The 19355-nt window shown below is 64.2% G+C and carries 18 protein-coding genes; 11 read left to right on the top strand and 7 right to left on the bottom strand.

From position 1 onward, the window contains the following. Positions 1–71: 71 nt before the first annotated feature. Both AC2T3R_RS20165 and AC2T3R_RS20160 read left to right on the top strand, forming a co-directional pair. Positions 72–770, top strand: coding sequence for a response regulator (locus AC2T3R_RS20165; RefSeq protein ID WP_015271498.1), 699 nt, complete (start codon positions 72–74; stop codon positions 768–770). After that, complete coding sequence (locus AC2T3R_RS20160) at positions 767–2374, top strand: ATP-binding protein (RefSeq protein ID WP_061551544.1); 1608 nt, start codon at positions 767–769, stop codon at positions 2372–2374. The genes AC2T3R_RS20165 and AC2T3R_RS20160 overlap by 4 nt, the downstream gene beginning before the upstream one ends. Positions 2375–2377: 3 nt before the next feature. On the opposite strand, the gene AC2T3R_RS20155 is transcribed toward AC2T3R_RS20160, so the two are convergent. Together AC2T3R_RS20155 and AC2T3R_RS20150 are read right to left on the bottom strand one after the other, a co-directional pair. Then, positions 2378–3079: a 4'-phosphopantetheinyl transferase family protein gene (locus AC2T3R_RS20155; RefSeq protein WP_486744171.1), complete on the bottom strand. Its 702-nt coding sequence runs from the start codon at positions 3077–3079 to the stop codon at positions 2378–2380. A gap of 153 nt (positions 3080–3232) precedes the next feature. Further along, complete coding sequence (locus AC2T3R_RS20150; protein WP_015271495.1) at positions 3233–4024, bottom strand: dienelactone hydrolase family protein; 792 nt, start codon at positions 4022–4024, stop codon at positions 3233–3235. Positions 4025–4153: 129 nt separating this feature from the next. Between AC2T3R_RS20150 and AC2T3R_RS20145 the strand changes: the two genes are divergently transcribed. From AC2T3R_RS20145 to AC2T3R_RS20130, 4 genes are all read left to right on the top strand, one after another. Beyond that, positions 4154–4759 (top strand): outer membrane beta-barrel protein, encoded by a 606-nt coding sequence (locus tag AC2T3R_RS20145; RefSeq protein ID WP_486744170.1) that lies wholly within the window; start codon positions 4154–4156, stop codon positions 4757–4759. 150 nt (positions 4760–4909) lie between these two features. Further along, entirely contained in the window at positions 4910–5587 is a 678-nt protein-coding gene (locus tag AC2T3R_RS20140; RefSeq protein ID WP_004375868.1) for a response regulator, read from the top strand. Then, positions 5584–6930, top strand: a complete 1347-nt coding sequence (locus AC2T3R_RS20135) for an ATP-binding protein (protein ID WP_410953648.1) — start codon at positions 5584–5586, stop codon at positions 6928–6930. The genes AC2T3R_RS20140 and AC2T3R_RS20135 overlap by 4 nt, the downstream gene beginning before the upstream one ends. Before the next feature lie 412 nt (positions 6931–7342). Continuing rightward, positions 7343–8665, top strand: coding sequence for a dicarboxylate/amino acid:cation symporter (locus tag AC2T3R_RS20130; RefSeq protein ID WP_013973834.1), 1323 nt, complete (start codon positions 7343–7345; stop codon positions 8663–8665). Positions 8666–8844: 179 nt separating this feature from the next. Here AC2T3R_RS20130 and tsaA read toward each other — a convergent pair whose 3' ends face one another. The 4 genes from tsaA to AC2T3R_RS20110 all read right to left on the bottom strand — a co-directional run bounded on the left by tsaA (position 8845) and on the right by AC2T3R_RS20110 (position 11294). Next, a complete protein-coding gene (tsaA, locus tag AC2T3R_RS20125; protein ID WP_486744169.1) occupies positions 8845–9537 on the bottom strand; it encodes a tRNA (N6-threonylcarbamoyladenosine(37)-N6)-methyltransferase TrmO in 693 nt (230 codons plus the stop codon). A gap of 6 nt (positions 9538–9543) precedes the next feature. Further along, positions 9544–10005 carry a YehS family protein gene (locus AC2T3R_RS20120; protein WP_013973832.1) on the bottom strand — a complete coding sequence of 154 codons (462 nt, stop codon included), beginning with the start codon at positions 10003–10005 and terminating at the stop codon, positions 9544–9546. 48 nt (positions 10006–10053) lie between these two features. Beyond that, entirely contained in the window at positions 10054–10764 is a 711-nt protein-coding gene (locus AC2T3R_RS20115; protein ID WP_085721545.1) for an rRNA pseudouridine synthase, read from the bottom strand. 77 nt (positions 10765–10841) lie between these two features. After that, on the bottom strand, positions 10842–11294 hold the full coding sequence (locus tag AC2T3R_RS20110) for a GNAT family N-acetyltransferase (RefSeq protein ID WP_039613957.1): 453 nt from the start codon (positions 11292–11294) through the stop codon (positions 10842–10844). A 197-nt stretch (positions 11295–11491) separates the two neighbouring features. On the opposite strand from AC2T3R_RS20110, the gene AC2T3R_RS20105 reads away from it, so the two are divergent. From AC2T3R_RS20105 to AC2T3R_RS20090, 4 genes are all read left to right on the top strand, one after another. After that, positions 11492–12220 (top strand): hypothetical protein, encoded by a 729-nt coding sequence (locus AC2T3R_RS20105; protein ID WP_486744168.1) that lies wholly within the window; start codon positions 11492–11494, stop codon positions 12218–12220. A 197-nt stretch (positions 12221–12417) separates the two neighbouring features. Then, the gene (locus AC2T3R_RS20100; protein WP_486744167.1) at positions 12418–13263 is read left to right on the top strand and encodes a DUF6502 family protein; all 846 of its coding nucleotides are present in this window, start codon (positions 12418–12420) and stop codon (positions 13261–13263) included. After that, positions 13260–14951, top strand: coding sequence for a DUF5666 domain-containing protein (locus AC2T3R_RS20095; protein WP_486744166.1), 1692 nt, complete (start codon positions 13260–13262; stop codon positions 14949–14951). The genes AC2T3R_RS20100 and AC2T3R_RS20095 overlap by 4 nt, the downstream gene beginning before the upstream one ends. Before the next feature lie 55 nt (positions 14952–15006). Continuing rightward, on the top strand, positions 15007–15756 hold the full coding sequence (locus AC2T3R_RS20090) for a hypothetical protein (protein WP_247846448.1): 750 nt from the start codon (positions 15007–15009) through the stop codon (positions 15754–15756). A gap of 71 nt (positions 15757–15827) precedes the next feature. On the opposite strand, the gene rimO is transcribed toward AC2T3R_RS20090, so the two are convergent. Further along, positions 15828–17159 carry a 30S ribosomal protein S12 methylthiotransferase RimO gene (rimO, locus tag AC2T3R_RS20085; RefSeq protein WP_013973825.1) on the bottom strand — a complete coding sequence of 444 codons (1332 nt, stop codon included), beginning with the start codon at positions 17157–17159 and terminating at the stop codon, positions 15828–15830. A gap of 235 nt (positions 17160–17394) precedes the next feature. Here rimO and AC2T3R_RS20080 point away from each other — a divergent pair, with 235 nt between their 5' ends. Continuing rightward, positions 17395–19305 carry a potassium transporter Kup gene (locus tag AC2T3R_RS20080; RefSeq protein ID WP_236223220.1) on the top strand — a complete coding sequence of 637 codons (1911 nt, stop codon included), beginning with the start codon at positions 17395–17397 and terminating at the stop codon, positions 19303–19305. Positions 19306–19355: the final 50 nt, after the last annotated feature.

The raw sequence follows: 19355 nt of genomic DNA, 5'->3' as shown, positions 1-19355 counted from the left end.
TTGTGGGAGCGGGTTCACCCGCGAATAGGCCGGCACAGGCCATAGAAAAACAACAAACATAGGCACAAGCCATGGACCACCCCGCACCCCGCATCCTCATCGTCGAAGACGACCAGCGCCTGGCCGAGCTCACCGCCGAGTACCTGCAGGCCAACGGCTACGAAATCAGCGTCGAGGGCGATGGCGCTCGCGCCGCGCGGCGCATCGTCGACAGCCAGCCCGACCTGGTCATTCTCGACCTGATGCTGCCCGGCGAGGACGGCCTGAGCATCTGTCGCCGGGTGCGCAGCCAGTACCCCGGCCCGATCCTCATGCTGACCGCCCGCAGCGATGAACTCGACCAAGTCCAGGGCCTGGACCTTGGGGCCGATGACTATGTCTGCAAACCCGTACGCCCACGGCTCCTCCTGGCGCGTATCCAGGCACTGCTGCGCCGCAGCGAAGCACCGGACAGCAAGCGCCAGGACCTGGCCTTCGGCGCGCTGCGCATCGACAATCGCCTGCGCGAGGCGCGCCTGGGCGAACAGCTGATAGAGCTGACCGGCGCCGAATTCGACCTGCTCTGGCTGCTGGCCAGCAACGCCGGCCGGGTGCTGACGCGCGAGCAGATCTTCACCGCGCTACGTGGGGTCGGCTACGACGGGCAGGACCGCTCCATCGACATACGCATTTCCAAGATCCGCCCAAAGATCGGCGACGACCCGCTCCAGCCAAGGCTGATCAAGACCCTTCGCAGCAAGGGCTACCTGTTCGTCGGCGAGGCCCCATGAACAATTCGATCTTCCTGCGTATCTATGGCGGCATGTTGGCCGTGTTGGTGCTGGTGGCCCTGCTCGGTGTACTCAGCCTGCACCTGGTCAACGAAGTGCGTGCCGCCCAGCACCGAGAAGGCCTGGCCCAGGGCACCTTCAGCCTGATGGCCGACAACCTGGCGCTGCAGAACGATACCGAGCGCAAGCGCTCGCTGCTGATCTGGGAGCGCCTGCTCGGCGTGCCACTGGCGCTGCAGCCCATGACCGCGCGCACACTCGATGGCGGTCAGCGGGCGCGCCTGTACCGCGGCCTGGTGGTGGTCGAGAAGACCGGCCCGCATGCGGCCGAGGTGCTACGCAAGGTCGGCCAGGAAGACCTGATGCTTGTGGCGCAGATCAAACAGATCAGCGAGCAACTGGCGCGGGCCACCCTCTATCTGCTGGCCGACGAACTGGTGCGCTACCCGGTGACCGAACAGCAGCAGCGCCTGGCACAGATCAAGAAAGAAAAGGGCTTCGGCTTTGGCGTGGCCCTGCAGCGCATCGAGCGGGTGAGCCTGGACGATGACCAGCGGCGCCGGGTCGAGGAGGGCGATACGGTCATGGCCCTGGGCAAGGATGGCGACTCGATCCGTGTGTTCGCCGGGCTAGCGGGTTCGCCCTGGGTGCTGGAAATCGGCCCGCTGTACCAGCTCAACCCCTATCCGCCGCAGTTGCTGATCCTGATAACCTTTCTTGGTCTGTGCCTGATCGGCCTGGTGGTCTACCTGCTGGTACGCCAACTGGAGCGGCGCGTGTCGGGCCTGGAGATTGCCGCCACGCGCATCGCCCAAGGCAGCCTGGACACCCGCGTGCCGGCCGGCGGCGCCGACTCGGTGGGGCGCCTGGCTGCGGCCTTCAACGGCATGGCCGAGCATCTGCAGCGCTCGCTGACCATGCAGCGCGAACTGGTGCGGGCGGTTTCCCACGAGCTGCGCACGCCAGTGGCACGTCTGCGCTTTGGCCTGGAGATGATCGAAAGTGCCACCACCGAGCAGGCCCGGGCCAAGCACCTGGCGGGCATGGACGGCGATATCCAGGACCTCGACAAGTTGGTCGACGAGATGCTCACCTACGCCCGCCTGGAGCAGGGCGCACCGGCGCTGAAGTTCGAGCGGGTAGACCTGGATGCCTTGCTCGACCGGGTGATCGAAGAACTCGCGCCGTTGCGTGCCGAGGTAAGGGTGGTGCGCGGTGAGTGCCAGGGTGCCGATGGCGGAGGCGCCTGGGTCGAAGCCGAACCGCGCTACCTGCACCGGGCGCTGCAGAACCTGGTGGGCAACGCCATGCGCCACGCCGAGGCCGAGGTGCGCCTGAGCTACCAGTTGGGGCAGCAACGCTGCCGCATCGATGTGGAGGATGACGGCCCGGGGATCCCCGAGGGCGTCTGGGACCGTATCTTCACACCGTTCACCCGCCTCGACGACAGCCGTACCCGCGCTTCGGGCGGGCATGGCCTGGGCTTGTCGATCGTGCGGCGGATCATCTACTGGCACGCGGGCCGAGCCACAGTGGGGCGCAGCGCCGCGCTGGGTGGCGCCTGCTTCAGCCTGAACTGGCCACGGCAGCAGGCACCGCTGTGACGGTCAGACGCTGACCAGGCTGAGCAGGTGGCCGTCCTGCAGGCAGAACTGGCCCTGCAGTTCGGCGCCATGCCGCCACTGCGGCGACAGGTCGGTGAGCAGGCGCAGGTGGGCCAGGCCTTCGGCGGACCAGTCCAGTACTTCGGCATGCTCGAAGTAGAAGCGCTGTCGGGTCAGCGGGTAGAGCGTCTTGAACAGGCTTTCCTTCAGCGAGAAGGTCAGGGTGACGGCAAGGCCGAGCTGGCGGCGGTCCAGGCGCTCGAGTTCGGGGGGGGTGAGGATTTCGCCCATCAGCCGCTCGGCACGCTGGTCATCCAGCAGTGCTTCCTGATCCAGGCCCAGGCCCTGGCAACTGCCCTCGGCAGCAACCACGGCGGCAGCCCAGCCTTTGCCGTGGGTGATCGAGCCGTGGATGCCGGCGGGCCAGATGGGCGAACGGTCCTCGTGGGTACCGGGCACGTAGTCACGGCCGTCCAGGCGCTGCAGCGCGGCGCGGGCACATACCCGGCCAGCCAGGTACTCGGCCTGGCGCTTGGCCACCGAGCGCTGCAGGCTGTCGCCTGGCACGACACCGGCGCGCTGGAAGTCATCGGGTGCCAGGCGGGCGGGGTCGAAGGCGCAACTGACCAGCACCGCGCCGGGTAGGGGGCGGGGCAGGGGCCAGTGGTGCTGGAGCGGGGCGCAGCAGGCGGGGAGTGTGTTCATGGGGGGTATTGTGCCAGCCGAGGCGACGGTGTGGGAGATCGGATCGCAGGGGCTGCTTTGCAGCCCAATCGCCGGCAAGCCAGCTCCCAATGCGCGGCCCCTGTGGGAGCTGGCTTGCCGGCGATTGGGCCGCAAAGCGGCCCCTCGCGTTGTTTACTTGAACACCTTCTTGAAGAACGCCTGCATATCCGCCCACGATCTTTCATCCGCCGCCTTGTTGTAGCCGATATCCGGCCCGCCATGCTCGCCATGGCTCAGCCGGTCTGCATCCGGGTTGGTAAACCCATGCTTGGCCCCTTCGATACTGACAAACTCATAGTTGACCTTGGCTGCATCCATCTCGGCCTTGAATGCCTCCACCTGCTGCTGAGTAACCATGCTATCTGCCGCGCCGTGCTCGACCAGGATCTCCGCGCGTACCACCCCAGGCCTGGCCGGGGTCTGGGTGGCCAGTGCGCCATGGAAGCTCACCACGCCGTCCAGCTTTTCGCCGCGGCGTGCGGCATCCAGTACCACCTTGCCGCCGAAGCAATAACCGACCGCCCCCAACTGGTGCTTGTTGGTGTTCGGCTGCAGTTTCAGTAGTTCGAGGCCGGCATCGAAGCGCCGCTCCGCGGCCTTGGGGTCTTTCATCGCTGCTGTCATGAATGCCTTGGCGTCGGCAGGGTGCTCGGTTTGCTTGCCGTCGCCATACATGTCGATAGCCAGGGCGTTGTAGCCCAGTGCTGCCAGGTCGCGGGCGCGGCGCTTGGCATAGTCGTTCAGCCCCCACCATTCATGCACCACGACAATGCCGGGGCGCTTGCCTTCGATGGCGTCGTCATAGGCGTAGTAGCCGACCAGGCGATTGCCGTCGGCGTCCTGGTAGGGGATCTCGCGGGTTTGTACCGCCGCTTGGGCGAGGGCGGCGCTGCACATCAGGGTCAAGGCCAGCAGGGCGCGCATGGTCACTACTCCTTGTTCTTCAAACGGTTCGTTCAGCCGGGGTTCAGCCAGGGTTCAGTCGCGGTTCAGGGTGCCCTGCTTACTCTAGCTTCCAGACCGAAACAGCGCACTCAACTGGAGTATCCAGCCATGAAAACCTTCAACACCCTGCTTGCCGCCATGGCCGTCTGCGCCGCTGGCATCACCACCGCACAGGCCGCTGACGACAACTTCGCCAGCCTGACCTACGGCCAGACCAGCGACAAGGTTCGCAAGTCCGGCCTGCTGCAGCGCAACACCGACCACCTCAACGCCGACGGCATCATCGGCAAGGACGACACCTGGGGCGTGCGAGTGGGCAAGATCAATGACCAGGGCCGCTACTACATGACTTACGACAATGTCTCGGGCGACCACAGCGGCCTGAAGCTGCGCCAGGAAAACCTGCTGGGCAGCTACGACCTGTTCCTGCCGGTGGGAGATACCACCAAGCTGTTCGGCGGCGGCAGCCTGGGCGTGACCAAGCTGACCCAGGACTCGCCGGGGGCCAGCCGGGATACCGACGACGGTTACGCCTATGGCCTGCAGGCCGGCGTGATCCAGGACATCACCGACAAGGCTTCTGTGGAACTGGGCTACCGTTACCTGCGCACCAATGCCGCCACCGAAGTGGGTGCGCACGGCGGGCCGAAGGACGGCACCCTGCGCCTGACCAGCAGCGCGCAGACCTACCTGGCTGCAAGCTACAAGTTCTGACGGGCGAGCCGGGTTATCCTGTACCGGCCCTTTCGCGGGCGCGCCCGCTCCCACAGGTACTGCACGAGCCTTGGAGCCTGTGCGATCCCTGTGGGAGCGGGCGTGCCCGCGAAGAGGCCGGTACAGGCAATACATATCAAGGAGCTGCACATGAAACTGCTGGTGGTCGAGGACGAAGCCCTGCTTCGCCATCACCTCTACACCCGCCTGGGCGAAGGCGGCCATGTGGTCGAGGCGGTCGCCGATGCCGAGGAGGCGCTGTACCAGGCCGGGCAATACCACTTCGACCTGGCCATCATCGACCTGGGCCTGCCCGGCATCAGCGGGCTGGAACTGATCACGCGCCTGCGCAGCCAGGACAAGACCTTCCCCATTCTCATCCTCACCGCCCGCGGCAACTGGCAGGACAAGGTCGAGGGCCTGGCCGCCGGTGCCGACGACTACCTGGTCAAGCCGTTCCAGTTCGAAGAACTCGAGGCACGCCTGAACGCCCTGCTGCGCCGCTCCAGCGGCTTCACCCAGTCGACCATTGCCGCCGGCCCGCTGGTGCTCGACCTCAACCGCAAGCAGGCGACGCTGGACGAGCAGCCCCTGGCCCTGACCGCCTACGAATACCGCATCCTCGAATACCTCATGCGCCATCACCAGCAGGTGGTGGCCAAGGACCGCCTGATGGAGCAGCTGTACCCAGGTGACGAGGAACGCGACCCCAATGTCATCGAAGTGCTGGTCGGCCGCTTGCGGCGCAAGCTTGAGGGCGAGCATGGCTTCAAACCGATCGACACCGTGCGCGGCCTGGGCTACCTGTTCACCGAGCGCTGCCGATGATCCGTTCGCTGCGGGTGCGCCTGATGCTGGCGGCCGCGGTGCTGGCGCTGCTGTTCATGCTGGCGTTGCTGCCGGCCTTGCAGAAGGCCTTCAGCCTGGCCCTGCAGGAGTCGATCGAACAACGCCTGGCCTCGGATGTGACCACGCTGATTTCCGCAGCGCGTATCGAACACGGCCAACTGCAGATGCCGACGCTGCTGCCAGACGAGCGCTACAACCTGCCGTACACCGGCCTGCTCGGCTATATCTTCGACCGCGACGGCAAGCTGGTCTGGCAGTCGCGGGCAACCGCCGCGCAGAACATCAACTACCGCCCGCGCTACGACGGCCGCGGCAACGAATTCGCCCGCATTCACCAAGCCGATGGCGAAGAGTTTTTTGTGTACGACGTCGAGATCAAGCTGCTGGGTGGCCAGAGCGCCGCCTACAGCATCGTTGCCTTGCAACCTGTGCGCGAGTACCAGCACACCCTTGATGGTCTGCGCGAAAAGCTCTACCTGGGCTTTGGCGCGGCCTTGCTGGCGCTGCTGGTGCTGCTGTGGGCCGGTTTGACCTGGGGCTTGCGGTCGTTGCGCCGGCTCAGCCGCGAGCTGGACGACGTGGAGTCGGGAGTGCGGGATGGCCTGAGCGGCGAACACCCACGCGAGTTGCTGCGCCTGACCGGCTCGCTGAACCGCCTGTTGCGCAGCGAGCGCGAGCAGCGTCAGCGCTACCGTGATTCGCTCGATGACCTGGCGCACAGCCTGAAGACACCGCTGGCGGTGTTGCAGGGGGTGGGCGAAAGCCTGCAGCAGCGTAGCGGCGAGCGCGAGCAGGCGCGCGTGCTGCAGAGCCAGATCGAGCGCATGAGCCAGCAGATCGACTACCAGTTGCAACGCGCCAGCCTGCGCAAGAGCGGCCTGGTACGCCACAGCGTGTTGCTGCGGCCGTTGCTCGAAAGCCTGTGCAGCACCTTGGCCAAGGTGTACCGGGACAAGCGGGTGGACGTGACGCTGCAACTGCCCGATGCGGCGCAGGTGCCGATGGAGCAGGGCGCGTTGCTGGAGCTGCTGGGCAACCTGCTGGAGAACGCCTACCGCCTGAGCCTGGGCCAGGTGCGCGTGAGTCTGGAGCAGGCGCCTGGGCAGTTGACCTTGTGCATCGAGGACGACGGGCCGGGGGTGCCGGCGGGCCAGCGTGAGCGGATTCTGGAGCGTGGGGAGCGGCTGGACAGCCAGCACCCGGGGCAGGGGATCGGGCTGGCAGTGGTCAAGGATATCGTCGACAGCTATGACGCCGAGCTGAGCCTGGGGGATTCTCCTCTGGGGGGCGCGGCGTTCAGGATCACCTTCAACCTGGATTGATTTTGTAGCCTATGCGGGCCCTTTCGCGGGCTTGCCCGCTCCCACACGAACCGCACTGCACTCAGGCCCTGCGCAGTACCTGTGGGAGTGGGCAAGCCCGCGAAAGGGCCCGCATAGGCAAATCACAATGGGCGGATTCCCGCCAATGCCCCTGTACAAATCCCGCCACCGGGCGGAAATCCGCCAGCCTTCCTCAGGCAATTCGCCCCGTCGTTGGGCGTTTATCCCTCGCAAATACGGCACTTGCACCCTTCGTGGGCATTTTGGCACCACCCTTGCTATTGATCCTCGCAGAGGCCTGCCCAGGCAGCTCGAACACAACGACAAATCCCTCCGGGTGCAGGAGGGTTAGCGATTCAGGTGCCCCATCGCCCTGGGAAGGGTGAACCGGCACACTTGAGGAAAATTAGCCATGACGACACGTCAGCCGCTGTACAAATCCCTGTATGTCCAGGTGTTGGTCGCCATCACCATCGGTATCCTGCTCGGCCACTACTATCCGGAGACGGGCGTCGCCCTCAAACCCTTGGGGGACGGCTTCGTCAAACTGATCAAGATGGTCATCGCCCCGATCATCTTCTGCACCGTGGTCAGCGGCATCGCCGGCATGCAGAGCATGAAGTCGGTCGGCAAGACTGGCGGCTACGCGCTGCTGTACTTCGAAATCGTCTCCACGGTCGCCCTGATCATCGGCCTCGTCGTTGTCAACGTGGTCAAGCCGGGCGCTGGCATGCACATCGATGTCAGCACCTTGAACGCCAGCAGCGTGGCTGCCTACGCCGCCGCCGGCGCGCAGCAGACCACTGTCGGCTTCCTGCTCAACGTCATCCCGAACACCGTGGTCGGCGCCTTCGCCAACGGCGACATCCTGCAAGTGCTGATGTTCTCCGTGCTGTTCGGCTTCGCCCTGCACCGCCTGGGCAGCTATGGCAAGCCGGTGCTGGACATGATCGACCGCTTCGCCCATGTCATGTTCAACATCATCAACATGATCATGAAACTGGCCCCGGTCGGTGCCTTCGGTGCAATGGCCTTCACCATCGGCCAGTACGGCGTTGGCTCGCTGGTGCAACTGGGCTACCTGATGGCCTGCTTCTACATCACCTGCCTGCTGTTCGTGCTGGTGGTGCTGGGCGGTATCTGCCGCGCCCACGGCTTCAGTGTCCTCAAGCTGATCCGCTATATCCGTGAAGAACTGCTGATCGTGCTGGGCACTTCCTCCTCGGAGTCGGCCCTGCCACGCATGCTGGCCAAGATGGAGCGCCTGGGTGCGAAGAAGTCGGTGGTTGGCCTGGTTATCCCGACCGGTTACTCGTTCAACCTCGATGGCACCTCGATCTACCTGACCATGGCTGCGGTGTTCATCGCCCAGGCCACTGACACCACCATGGACATCACTCACCAGATCACCTTGCTGCTGGTGCTGTTGGTGGCTTCCAAAGGTGCTGCCGGTGTTACCGGTTCGGGCTTCATCGTCCTGGCCGCCACCCTGTCGGCCGTTGGCCACCTGCCGGTTGCCGGCCTGGCGCTGATCCTCGGCATCGACCGCTTCATGTCCGAAGCCCGCGCGCTGACCAACCTGGTTGGCAACGCCGTTGCCACCGTGGTCGTGGCCAAGTGGGTGAAGGAAATGGACAACGACAAGCTGGCATCGGAGCTGGCCTCCGGTGGTGCGCCGCTGGTCGATACCCGTCCGACCGACGACCTGGGCGTGGCTGAAGGCCCGGCTCGTTGATCGCGGGATGGTGAAAAGAAAAGGCGACCTCAGGGTCGCCTTTTTTGTGGGTGATTATTGTGCTTTCAGGCCCGGCCCTATCGCCGGCAAGCCAGCTCCCACAGGGCCACCACAGGCGTGAGCATTGTGAGGTCCCTGTGGGAGCTGGCTTGCCGGCGATAGGGCCGGGCCTGTGATCCTCAATCTTTCACCACCTCCAGCACCCGGATCACGTCCGGCTGCGGGTAATGCCACCTTACCTGCACATCCCAGAACTTCACCCCATACACCCGCTCGGCCGGTGGCACCTGGTAGGCCGGCCGTGGGTCCTGCGCCAGGCACTGCTCGATCAGCTCCACCAGCGGTTCACCCTGGCGCAGTGCATGTTCGCGGGCCTGGGGCAGGGCGTTGTCGCCCCACTGCACGGCGATCGCGGCAGGCGCTTGGCTGGCCATCTGGTTGCTGGCGCCAGCGATGCTATCGGCGTAAGGCACATACGGCTTGATGTCAAGCACCGGCGTACCGTCGAGCAGGTCGATGCCAGACAACAGCAGGCGCCCTGGCTCCACGCCTTCCAGGCGTACCACCGACTGGCCGATACCATTGGGCCGGTGGGTGGCGCGGGTGGCGAACACACCCATGCTCTTGTTGCCACCCAAGCGCGGTGGTCGCACCTTCAGGCGGGGTTTGTCTTCCAGTGCCTGGTGGAACAGGAACAGCAGCCAGACATGGCTGACCTGTTCCAGCCCCTCGACCGCATCGCCCTGGTCGAACGGCGGCAGCAGCTCGAGCACACCGCGTGCGGCGGGCGCCAGTTGCGGCTGGCGCGGGATGGCGAACTTTTCCTTGAAACAGGAGCGGATGATGCCGACCGGGGTAACCGAATGCTGCATGGCCAATCAGCCGCGCACGCGCAGGGTCAGGCCCTTGAGGAAGTTGCGCAGCAACTGGTCGCCGCACGGGCGGTAGTTGTCATGGCCGGCCTTGCGGAACAGTGCGCTGAGCTCGGGCTTGCTGACCGGGAAGTTGACCGACTTGAGGATGGCATGCAGGTCGTCTTCCTTGAGCTCGAAGGCCACCCGCAGCTTCTTGAGGATGAGGTTGTTGGTCACCGGCAGCTCGATCGGCTGCGGTGGGCGGCTGTCATCCTTGCCGCGGCGGTGGATCACCAGGCCGTCGAGAAAGTGCGCCATGACTCGTTCCGGGCAACGCACGAAGCCTTCCTCGTCTTCCTTCTTCAGGTAGGTGGCCAGCACCAGGGGATGCACGTCGAGGCCGGATAGTCCGATGATTTCGGCCATCTTGGCGTCATTCACCTTGAGCATGTAGCGCAGGCTGCGCAGGACGTCGTTGTGGTTCATTGTTGCAGAATCCTGTTCAGGTGCCGCACCTGTGGCGCGGCGTATTGCTTAGAAACGTTCGGTAGTGGCCAGGTAGCGCCACTGGCCCAGGGGCAGCTTGCCCATCGACACGCCGCCCAGGCGAATGCGGCGCATGCCTACCAGCTCCAGGCGCAGGTAGGCGCACAACTCGGCGATCTGCCCGGGCTGCGGGTTTTTCAGGGCCATGCGCAGGTGGGTCTCGTTCTGCCAGCTGGCCTTGGCTTTAGGCAGCTCGCGGTCATTGCGGGTGGCACCGCGCGCCAGGCGTTCCAGCGCCTGGGGTGTGGTCTCGCCGCGCACTTCAACGATGAATTCCTGTTCCAGGCGGCGCAGGTCGGCTTCGATCTTGCGGGTTACCCGCCAGTCCTGGGTGAATACCTGCAGGCCACTGGCACCGCGCTCCAGCGGCGCCACGCAGGCCTGCCGGGCAAAATGCCCGTGCAGTGCGCGCACGCCTTCGCGGTGGGCTTCGCTGAGGTTGCCCATGTTCATGCTGGCGCGGGCGGTTTCGCTGTCCACGTTGGCCGCCTGGTTCAGCAGCAGGGTTACTGGTTCCAGCGTTTCGGCACGGGCACCCGGCAGCAGTTCGACGCGCTGCTGCTCGACCTTGAACTGCGGTTGCTCGACCACCATGCCATCGACCGTGACCCAGCCGCCTTCGATATACAACTCGGCCTCGCGGCGGGAGCAGCCAAGCTGCTCGATAAGGCGTTTGGACAGGCGGACGGGTTCGGACATGACGGTAATTCGCAAAGGCAGGGAAAGACCTGCATTGTACCTGCCCGCGCGGCAGAGGGGCTGGGAATCTGTGTCATTTACGCCGTTTTGCGCAGGCGCATGTGCAGCAGCGGGTAGGGTTGCCCCAGGCCGTCGGTTTCCGAACGGCCGATCACCTCGAAGCCCTCATGCAGGTAGAAGCCCAGGGCTTGCGGGTTCTGTTCATTGACGTCCAGGCGCTCGGCATTCAGTTCGTCGATTGCATAGTGCAGCAGGCGCTTGCCAACCCCTTTGCCACGGTAGTCCGGTGCGACGAACAGCATGTCCACGCGCCCGTTGGCGACCCCGGCGAAGCCGCAGATGCGCTGGCGGTCCTTGCAGCAGATCAGCATCACTGCATCGAGGTAGCGACGCAGCACCTGGTCGCGCAGCAAGACGATGTAGCAATCCGGCAGGAAGTCGTGGGTGGCGCGTACAGAGTCCTCCCACACCTGTACCAGTTCGCCGTAGTCACTCAAGCGCGGGGTTTGCAGCGTCAGTACCGAATGCATGCCGGTGTTCCTCCATGACGATAAGGCAAACATAGCAGGCCAACCACCGGTCGGCTTCTCCGTGCGCTGCTTGAACCTCGGGGTTTGGCGGTCTATTACTTTTCTGTGGGAAAAATTCCCACACAATGAAAAGCAAGAACTGAACAGATTCCCGGCTTGATTTGGCGTTTCTCATGGCGACGACCTGGAGACGAAATATGCAAATACATGTGCTGTTCAAAAAGGCGCTATTGACGGTTGCCGTTGCTGGCGTGCTGTCGACTTCCATCGTTCTGATCCCAGACTCGATATCCAATGGCTCCAGCGCCTACGCCAAGGATGGTGGGGGCGGCGGTGGCCACGGTGGGGGCGGCGGTGGTGGCCATGGTGGTGGCGGTGGTCACGGTGGTGGTGGCGGTGGTGGCCATGGTGGTGGCGGCGGTGGTCACGGTGGCGGCGGTGGTGGCCATGGTGGTGGCGGCGGTGGTCACGGTGGTGGCGGTGGTGGCCATGGTGGCGGCGGAGGTGGTCACGGTGGTGGCGGTGGTGGCCATGGCGGTGAAGGCGGCGGCCACGGCGCTGGCGGGGATGGAGGTGGCCATGCCGGCAACAGTGGGCGCGGCCATGACGGTTCCTCGAACTCTGGGCGCAGCGGCAACCACGCTGAAGCGGGTGATGATCATGGCAATCACGTTGGCGGTGAGCCTGGGGACGATCACGGTAATCACGTTGGCGGTGAGCCCGGTGACGATCATGGCAATCACGTTGGCGGTGAGCCCGGGGACGATCATGGCAATCATGTTGGCGGTGAGCCTGGCGATGACCACGGCAATCACGTTGGTGGTGAACCTGGTGATGATCGTGGTGACCATCTGGGTGGCGAACCGGGTGATGACCGCGGTGAGCATGCCGCAGGCGAACCGGGTGATGACAACAGCAGGAGCTGACTGGCTCTGAACGGTCTCATGCAGCGCCCACGGAGCGGGCCTGTATGAGGCCAGGTTCGGATACACGGCAGCCCCACTGAACGCGAATGCAATGAGCGCCGACGACTATCCCTCATCTCGTCAGGGATATGGTCACAGTTGGTGTGGGATCTTTTCCCGCGTCGTATACTGGGTTCATCTGTCAAGGAATGCGCTCAATGCAATCGCCTACCATCCCCCCTTCGATGTTAAGCGCACTGCGGCGTGTCATGCGTCCTCTGGTGCGCCTGATGCTGCGCAAAGGGGTCACCTACACGATGTTCGCCGACCTGCTCAAGGAAGTGTTCGTCGATGTGGCCCATCGCGAGTTTCGCCTGGACGGTACAGTGCCGACCGACAGCCGCATCAGCCTGCTCACGGGCGTGCATCGCAAGGATGTCCGGCGTTTGCGTAGCGAGGGGGGCACATCGCTCGCCGCGCTGCCGGCAAACATTACGTTAGGTGCACAGTTGGTCAATATGTGGACCACTGGCAAGCCGTTCTGCTCGGAGCCTGGCCAGGCGCTGCCGTTGCCGCGTCTGGCGAGCGTTGGCGGCGATCGTTCCTTCGATGCGCTGGTGGCGAAGATCAGCACCGACATCCGCGGGCGGGTGGTGCTGGATGAGTGGTTGCGCCTGGGTATCGTCCGGCTCGACGAGCAGGACTGTGTCCACCTGGAAGCCCAGGCATTCGTGCCGCAGAAGGGCTTCGACGAAAAGGCCGCGTATTTTGGCCACAACCTGCATGACCATGCCTGCGCAGCAGTGCACAACCTGAGTGGGGACGGCCAGCCGTTCTTGGAACGCAGTGTGCACTACGACGCCTTGAGCCCGGCCAGCGTCGACCATTTGCGTGCAGCGGTGGACAAGGACGGCATGCAGATGCTGCTTGCCTTCAGCCGGCTTGCATCAGACCTGGAAGATGCCGATGTGCCCAGCGCCGAGCAACGTCAGCGCATCACGGTAGGGCTTTATTTCTACACTGAAACTACCGACCCCGATTTGTCGAAGACCCCCGACCCATGACTTCCCTCGCGCGCTGCCTCAGTGTCGTCACACTGGTCCTGGGTTTCGGGCTGAACCTGGTGGCGCCTGCCGAGGTGGCCGCAGCACCGGTATGTGTCAGCCGTGACGAAGTGGGTATGGCGGGGGCGGCGGGTTTGCAGTTTCCGGGCGGTATTGGTGGTACCGGGGCCAGGACGGGCGGTGTCGGTGGTACCGGTGTACGCAGCGAAAACGGCGGAGTGGGTGGCACCGGTGCGCCGCTGCCGCAGCGTCCCGGCGGCACGGGCGGGACCGGTGCGGTGGCCGACGGTGTGGACGGCACCTTCATCGATCACGGCGGGGCAGGCGGTACCGGCGCACCGATCCTGCGCCCGGGCGGTACCGGTGGCACGGGCATCGTCGGCACCATTACCGGGTTCGCCTCGATCTGCGTCAATGGCCTGGAAGTGCACTTTGGCAAGGACGTACCGGTGAGTGAAAACGGTGCGCCTGTTAGTAGCGCTCACCTGGCAATCGGCCAGGTTGTCGCGGTTGAGGCATTTGCCGGCAAACGCGGCCTGCAAGCAGGGCGCATCTCGATCCTCAACGTTTACGAAGGGCCGCTGACGGCACTGCCCAATGCATCGGCCCCCCTGCGGGTCATGGGCCAACCCGTGCGGCTTGCTGCAGGGGCGCGGGTGGCTGAAGGGTTGCGCCCGGGCGAGCCGGTCAGGGTCAGTGGCCTGCGCGATGCCAGGGGTGAAGTGGTAGCCAGCCGTATCGAGCGGGCGCCGGGGCTCAGGGAAGCCAGTGCCATCGGTGCGGTAGACCGTGCCGGCAGCCTCCAGGGGCTGAAGCTGGGAACCCGTGTGGCACCTGCGAGGGAAGTGCTGGTGCGTGGGCAGTGGACCGGACGCCAGTTGGAAGTGGCGCAAACCCGCCCAGACCCGAGCCTGCCTTTTGCTGGCCGTGTGCAGACGGCGGTGATCGAGGGGCTGGTACAGCGCAGGCACGCTCAACAACTGGTGGTGGCAGGCATCAAGGTGACGCTGGGGCAGGGCACCGTGATCGTCGGCAAGCAGCCCGCGGCATTGGCGCTCGATCAACGTGTGCGGGTGAGCGGGGTGTTCAATGGCAAGCACGAGCTGCGGGCAACCCGCGTGGAGTTCGATGACGACCGTGCCGACAACCCGGACAGAGGGCATTCGGGGCGTGGCAGCGGGCACGGCACCCGTGACGCTGAAGGTTCCAGCAATAGCGGGCATGGCGGACGCGATGCGACCAGTGATCGCATTGAAAGCAATGATGACCACAGCGGGCACGGCGGTGTTGACGATTCCAGTGGTCGGGACGGTACTGAACGCGTGGACAAGTCCGGAAAGTCGGAACATGTCGACACCATGGAGCGACCCGAGAGCAGCAATAGCGGAAGCTCTGACCGGGTAGAGAAGGTCGAGCTCGAAAAGGTGGAAAAAATTGAAAAAGCAGAGAAGGTTGAAAAGGTAGAGAAAGTAGAAAAAGTAGAGAAGATCGAGAAAGCCGAGAAGCCCGAAAAGGTCGAGAAGATCGAAAAGCCTGAGAAGGTCGAGAAGGTCGAGAAGATCGAAAAGCCTGAGAAAGTCGAGAAGGTAGAAAAAGTTGAGAAGGTCGAGAAAGTAGAGAAGGTCGAAAGACCCGAGACAGTAGAGAAAGCCGAAAAAGTGGAGCATCCAGAGCGATCCGGGCATTAGGCAACTAGGCTGGGTAAGTGCGATCACCCTTCCCGTCCGGGATACCGAGGTGCAGATGAGACCCACGCTCCCTCTTTTCGCCTGCTTGCTGTCATGCGCCAGCGCGTCGGTCCTGGGCGATACCTTCAGCGCCGCCATAGGTATGGACTATTCAAGTGGCGACTATGGCACGGGTACAACCTCGGAAATCTGGTACATTCCCGTGGTCGGCAAGTATGAAACCGGCCCAATGACCTACAAGGTCACTGTGCCCTGGCTGCGCATCACCAACCCTGAAGTGGGCCCGAATGGTGACCCCTTGCCCGGTGGCTGCCGGGATGTGGAAAGCGGGCTGGGAGACACGGTTGCCAGCGCCGGTTACGCCCTGCTCGACGGCAGTGACGGTGGCCTGATGCTGGACCTGATCGGCAAGGTCAAATTCCCCACTGCCGATGAAGACCAGTGCCTGGGCACCGGTGAATACGACTACACCGGCCAGGTCGACATCGCCAAGGCCTTTGGCCCGGTGACCGGTTTCGCGACCTTGGGCTGGAAGAAGTTCGGCGACCCGCCCGACAGTGATTTCGACGACCCGATATTTGCCAGTCTCGGCTTCGCCATGCCCGTGGGTGCAGGTACTTCGGCGGGTGCCTCCTACGACTGGCGGCAGAAAGTCGTCTCGACGGGCGCGCAGATCAAGGAACTTACCCTGTTCCTGACACACAAGCTCAACCAGCAGTGGAAAGTGCAACTCTATGCAGTCAAAGGCTTCTCGGATGCCAGCCCGGATGCAGAGGGCGGCCTGATGCTTTTTCACGCGTTCTGACGAAAAAGCCCCTGGCCCGGGAGTTCCTTGTGGGGAATGGCGGGGCAGGGGCTTTTCAGTTTGCTGCTGCGTTAGATGGGTTCAGCCCACATGTCGTATTCGTCGGCATCCACCACGCGGCAACGTACCTTGTCACCCGGCTTGAAGCCGTGGTCGCCATCGATGAACACGCTGCCGTCGATTTCCGGGGCATCGAAGAAGCTGCGGCCAACCGAACCTTGCTCTTCCACTTCATCGATCAACACGTCGATTTCCTTGCCGATACGCAGTTGCAGGCGGGCGGCGCTGATGGCCTGCTGGTGGGCCATGAAGCGGTCCCAGCGGTCCTGCTTGACGTCGTCCGGCACTTCTTCCAGGCCCAGGTCGTTGGCCGGGGCGCCTTCCACCGGCGAGTACTGGAAGCAGCCCACGCGGTCCAGCTGGGCTTCGGTCAGCCAGTCCAGCAGGTACTGGAAGTCTTCCTCGGTCTCGCCCGGGAAGCCGACGATGAAGGTGGAGCGAATCACCAGCTCCGGGCACTGCTCGCGCCAGTTCTTGATACGTGCCAGGGTGCGGTCTTCAAAGGCCGGGCGCTTCATGGCCTTGAGCACTTTCGGGCTGGCGTGCTGGAACGGGATATCCAGGTACGGCAGGATCTTGCCGGCGGCCATCAGCGGGATCACGTCGTCGACGTTCGGGTACGGGTACACGTAGTGCAGACGTACCCAGGCACCCAGGCTGCTCAGGGCTTCGCACAGCTCGAGCATGCGGGTCTTGACCGGGCGGCCGTTCCAGAAGTCGGTCTTGTACTTGACGTCGACGCCGTAGGCGCTGGTGTCCTGGGAAATCACCAGGATCTCCTTGACCCCGGCCTTGACCAGGCGCTCGGCCTCGCTCAGCACTTCGCCGACCGGGCGGCTGACCAGTTTGCCGCGCATCGACGGGATGATGCAGAAGCTGCAGCTGTGGTTGCAGCCTTCGGAAATCTTCAGGTACGCATAGTGGCGCGGGGTCAGCTTGACGCCCTGCGGCGGCACCAGGTCGATCAGCGGGTTGTGGTCCTGGCGTGGTGGCACCACTTCGTGCACGGCGTTGACCACCTGCTCGTACTGCTGCGGGCCGGTGACCGACAGCACGCTCGGGTGCACGTCACGGATGCTGCCTTCCTCGACACCCATGCAGCCGGTGACGATGACCTTGCCGTTTTCCTTGATCGCTTCGCCGATCACTTCCAACGACTCGGCCTTGGCGCTGTCGATGAAGCCGCAGGTGTTGACCACCACTACGTCGGCGTCCTCGTAGGTGGGCACGACTTCATAGCCTTCCATGCGCAGCTGGGTCAGGATGCGCTCGGAATCGACCAGGGCTTTTGGGCAACCCAGGCTTACGAAACCTACCTTGGGGGTGGCGGGCGTGGTGGACATGACTAACCTCGGTATTGAATGCAGGTCGCCCGGCCGGAATCGGGGGCGATCTTGACGGACGCTTTTGGCGCCTCTGATCAAAAAGTGCGCAATTCTAGCGAGCGCAGGGTCGCTTGACCAGCAGAAATGCGACGAACGCTGCGCTATGCTTCGCGCCATTGCGCCGGGGGTATCAGTATCACCTGGCGCATCGGGAATTTTACTGGCCTTGCAAGGCCGTCTGCGGGAGTGGTCGATGGTTCAGGCAAGCAGTCACGCCGAGGGCGGGCACGAGGGGAAGCAGGGGGCGACGCGGTCGTTGAGCCTGCTCGTGGCGGCGGTCGGGGTGGTTTATGGCGATATCGGCACCAGCCCGTTGTATACCCTCAAGGAGGTCTTCAGCGGCGGGTACGGAGTGCCGGTCAACCATGACGGCGTGCTGGGGATCTTGTCGCTGATCCTGTGGTCGCTGCTATGGGTAGTGTCGTTCAAGTACGTGATGTTCATCCTGCGCGCCGACAACCAGGGCGAGGGCGGCACCATGGCGCTGACCGCGCTGGCGCGGCGGGCCACGGCGGCCTACCCGAGGTTGCGTACGTTGATGGTGGTGTGCGGGTTGATCGGCGCTTCGCTGTTCTATGGCGACAGCATGATCACGCCGGCGGTGTCGGTGCTGTCGGCGGTGGAAGGCATGGGCCTGGCGTTTGATGGTATCGATCACTGGGTTGTACCGATTTCGCTGGTGATCCTGGTGGCGCTGTTCCTGGTGCAGAAGCACGGCACCGAGAAGATCGGCAAGCTGTTCGGCCCGATCATGGTCACCTGGTTCCTGGCGCTGGGCTCGCTGGGCGTGTACGGCATATCGCAGAGCCCGGAAGTGCTCAAGGCTTTCAACCCGGCCTGGGCGGTCAACTTCTTCGTGGTTCACCCCGGCATGGGCGTTGCCATTCTCGGCGCGGTGGTCCTGGCGCTGACCGGTGCCGAGGCGCTGTACGCCGACATGGGCCACTTTGGCCGCAAGCCGATCGCTCGGGCCTGGTTTGCCCTGGTGCTGCCGGCGCTGGTGCTCAACTACTTTGGCCAGGGCGCGTTGCTGCTGCAGGACCCGGATGCAGCACGTAACCCGTTCTACCTGCTGGCGCCGGGCTGGGCACTGCTGCCGATGGTCGGCCTGGCTACCATGGCCACGGTGATCGCTTCGCAGGCGGTGATCTCGGGGGCGTTCTCCCTGACCCGCCAGGCCATCCAGCTGGGCTACATCCCACGCATGCAGATCCAGCACACTTCCAGCGATGAACAGGGGCAGATCTATATCGGTGCGATCAACTGGACACTGATGGTCGGCGTGGTACTGCTGGTGCTCGGTTTCGAGTCATCCGGTGCCCTGGCGGCGGCATACGGGGTGGCTGTGACCGGTACCATGCTGATGACCACCATCCTGGTTGCGGCGGTGATGCTGCTGCTATGGAAGTGGCCACCGGTGCTGGCGGTGCCGATCCTGATGGGTTTCCTGTTGGTGGATGGGCTGTTCTTTGCCGCCAACGTGCCGAAGATCATCCAGGGCGGGGCCTTCCCGGTCCTGGCCGGCGCTGTGCTGTTCCTGTTGATGAGCACCTGGAAGCGTGGCAAGCAGATCCTGATGGAGCGCATCGACGAAGGCGCGCTGCCGCTGCAGCTGTTCATCAGCAGTATCCGCATTCAGCCTCCGCACCGGGTCGAAGGCACGGCGGTGTTCCTCACGGCACGCTCCGATGCGGTGCCCCATGCGCTGTTGCACAACATGCTGCATAACCAGGTGCTGCACAGCCAGGTGGTGCTGTTGACGGTGGTCAGCGAGGACCGGCCACGCGTGCCGGAACAGGAGCGCTTTGAAGTGGAGGCCTATGGCGATGGGTTCTTCCGCGTGTTGCTGCACTTCGGCTTCATGGACGAACCGGACGTGCCGGCGGCGTTGAAGCTGTGCCACCTGGAAGACCTTGACTTCAGCCCGATGCGCACCACCTTCTTCCTCAGCCGCGAGACCGTGATCGCCTCACGGCTGGAGGGGATGTCGCGCTGGCGGGGCAACCTGTTCGCGTTCCTGCTGAAGAATGCCAACGGCAACTTGCGCTTCTTCAACCTGCCACTGAACCGGGTGATCGAGCTGGGTACCCAGGTCGAGATCTGAGGCTCAACTCGCCCCATGTGGGAGCGGGCGTGCCCGCGAAGCCGGGAACT

The sequence above is a fragment of the Pseudomonas sp. PVC-5-1 genome, from assembly GCF_057444345.1.
This window is presented reverse-complemented; position numbering and strand designations above follow the sequence as displayed.

What these genes read in the sequence shown, in the direction of transcription:
- AC2T3R_RS20135 (WP_410953648.1), top strand. Translation starts at nt 5,584, where the DNA reads ATGATCCGTTCGCTGCGGGTGCGCCTGATGCTGGCGGCCGCGGTGCTG.
- AC2T3R_RS20145 (WP_486744170.1), top strand. Translation starts at nt 4,154, where the DNA reads ATGAAAACCTTCAACACCCTGCTTGCCGCCATGGCCGTCTGCGCCGCT.
- AC2T3R_RS20155 (WP_486744171.1), bottom strand. Translation starts at nt 3,079, where the DNA reads ATGAACACACTCCCCGCCTGCTGCGCCCCGCTCCAGCACCACTGGCCC.
- AC2T3R_RS20160 (WP_061551544.1), top strand. Translation starts at nt 767, where the DNA reads ATGAACAATTCGATCTTCCTGCGTATCTATGGCGGCATGTTGGCCGTG.
- rimO (WP_013973825.1), bottom strand. Translation starts at nt 17,159, where the DNA reads ATGTCCACCACGCCCGCCACCCCCAAGGTAGGTTTCGTAAGCCTGGGT.
- AC2T3R_RS20105 (WP_486744168.1), top strand. Translation starts at nt 11,492, where the DNA reads ATGCAAATACATGTGCTGTTCAAAAAGGCGCTATTGACGGTTGCCGTT.
- AC2T3R_RS20090 (WP_247846448.1), top strand. Translation starts at nt 15,007, where the DNA reads ATGAGACCCACGCTCCCTCTTTTCGCCTGCTTGCTGTCATGCGCCAGC.
- AC2T3R_RS20120 (WP_013973832.1), bottom strand. Translation starts at nt 10,005, where the DNA reads ATGAACCACAACGACGTCCTGCGCAGCCTGCGCTACATGCTCAAGGTG.
- AC2T3R_RS20150 (WP_015271495.1), bottom strand. Translation starts at nt 4,024, where the DNA reads ATGCGCGCCCTGCTGGCCTTGACCCTGATGTGCAGCGCCGCCCTCGCC.
- AC2T3R_RS20165 (WP_015271498.1), top strand. Translation starts at nt 72, where the DNA reads ATGGACCACCCCGCACCCCGCATCCTCATCGTCGAAGACGACCAGCGC.
- tsaA (WP_486744169.1), bottom strand. Translation starts at nt 9,537, where the DNA reads ATGCAGCATTCGGTTACCCCGGTCGGCATCATCCGCTCCTGTTTCAAG.
- AC2T3R_RS20095 (WP_486744166.1), top strand. Translation starts at nt 13,260, where the DNA reads ATGACTTCCCTCGCGCGCTGCCTCAGTGTCGTCACACTGGTCCTGGGT.
- AC2T3R_RS20110 (WP_039613957.1), bottom strand. Translation starts at nt 11,294, where the DNA reads ATGCATTCGGTACTGACGCTGCAAACCCCGCGCTTGAGTGACTACGGC.
- AC2T3R_RS20100 (WP_486744167.1), top strand. Translation starts at nt 12,418, where the DNA reads ATGCAATCGCCTACCATCCCCCCTTCGATGTTAAGCGCACTGCGGCGT.
- AC2T3R_RS20130 (WP_013973834.1), top strand. Translation starts at nt 7,343, where the DNA reads ATGACGACACGTCAGCCGCTGTACAAATCCCTGTATGTCCAGGTGTTG.
- AC2T3R_RS20140 (WP_004375868.1), top strand. Translation starts at nt 4,910, where the DNA reads ATGAAACTGCTGGTGGTCGAGGACGAAGCCCTGCTTCGCCATCACCTC.
- AC2T3R_RS20115 (WP_085721545.1), bottom strand. Translation starts at nt 10,764, where the DNA reads ATGTCCGAACCCGTCCGCCTGTCCAAACGCCTTATCGAGCAGCTTGGC.
- AC2T3R_RS20080 (WP_236223220.1), top strand. Translation starts at nt 17,395, where the DNA reads ATGGTTCAGGCAAGCAGTCACGCCGAGGGCGGGCACGAGGGGAAGCAG.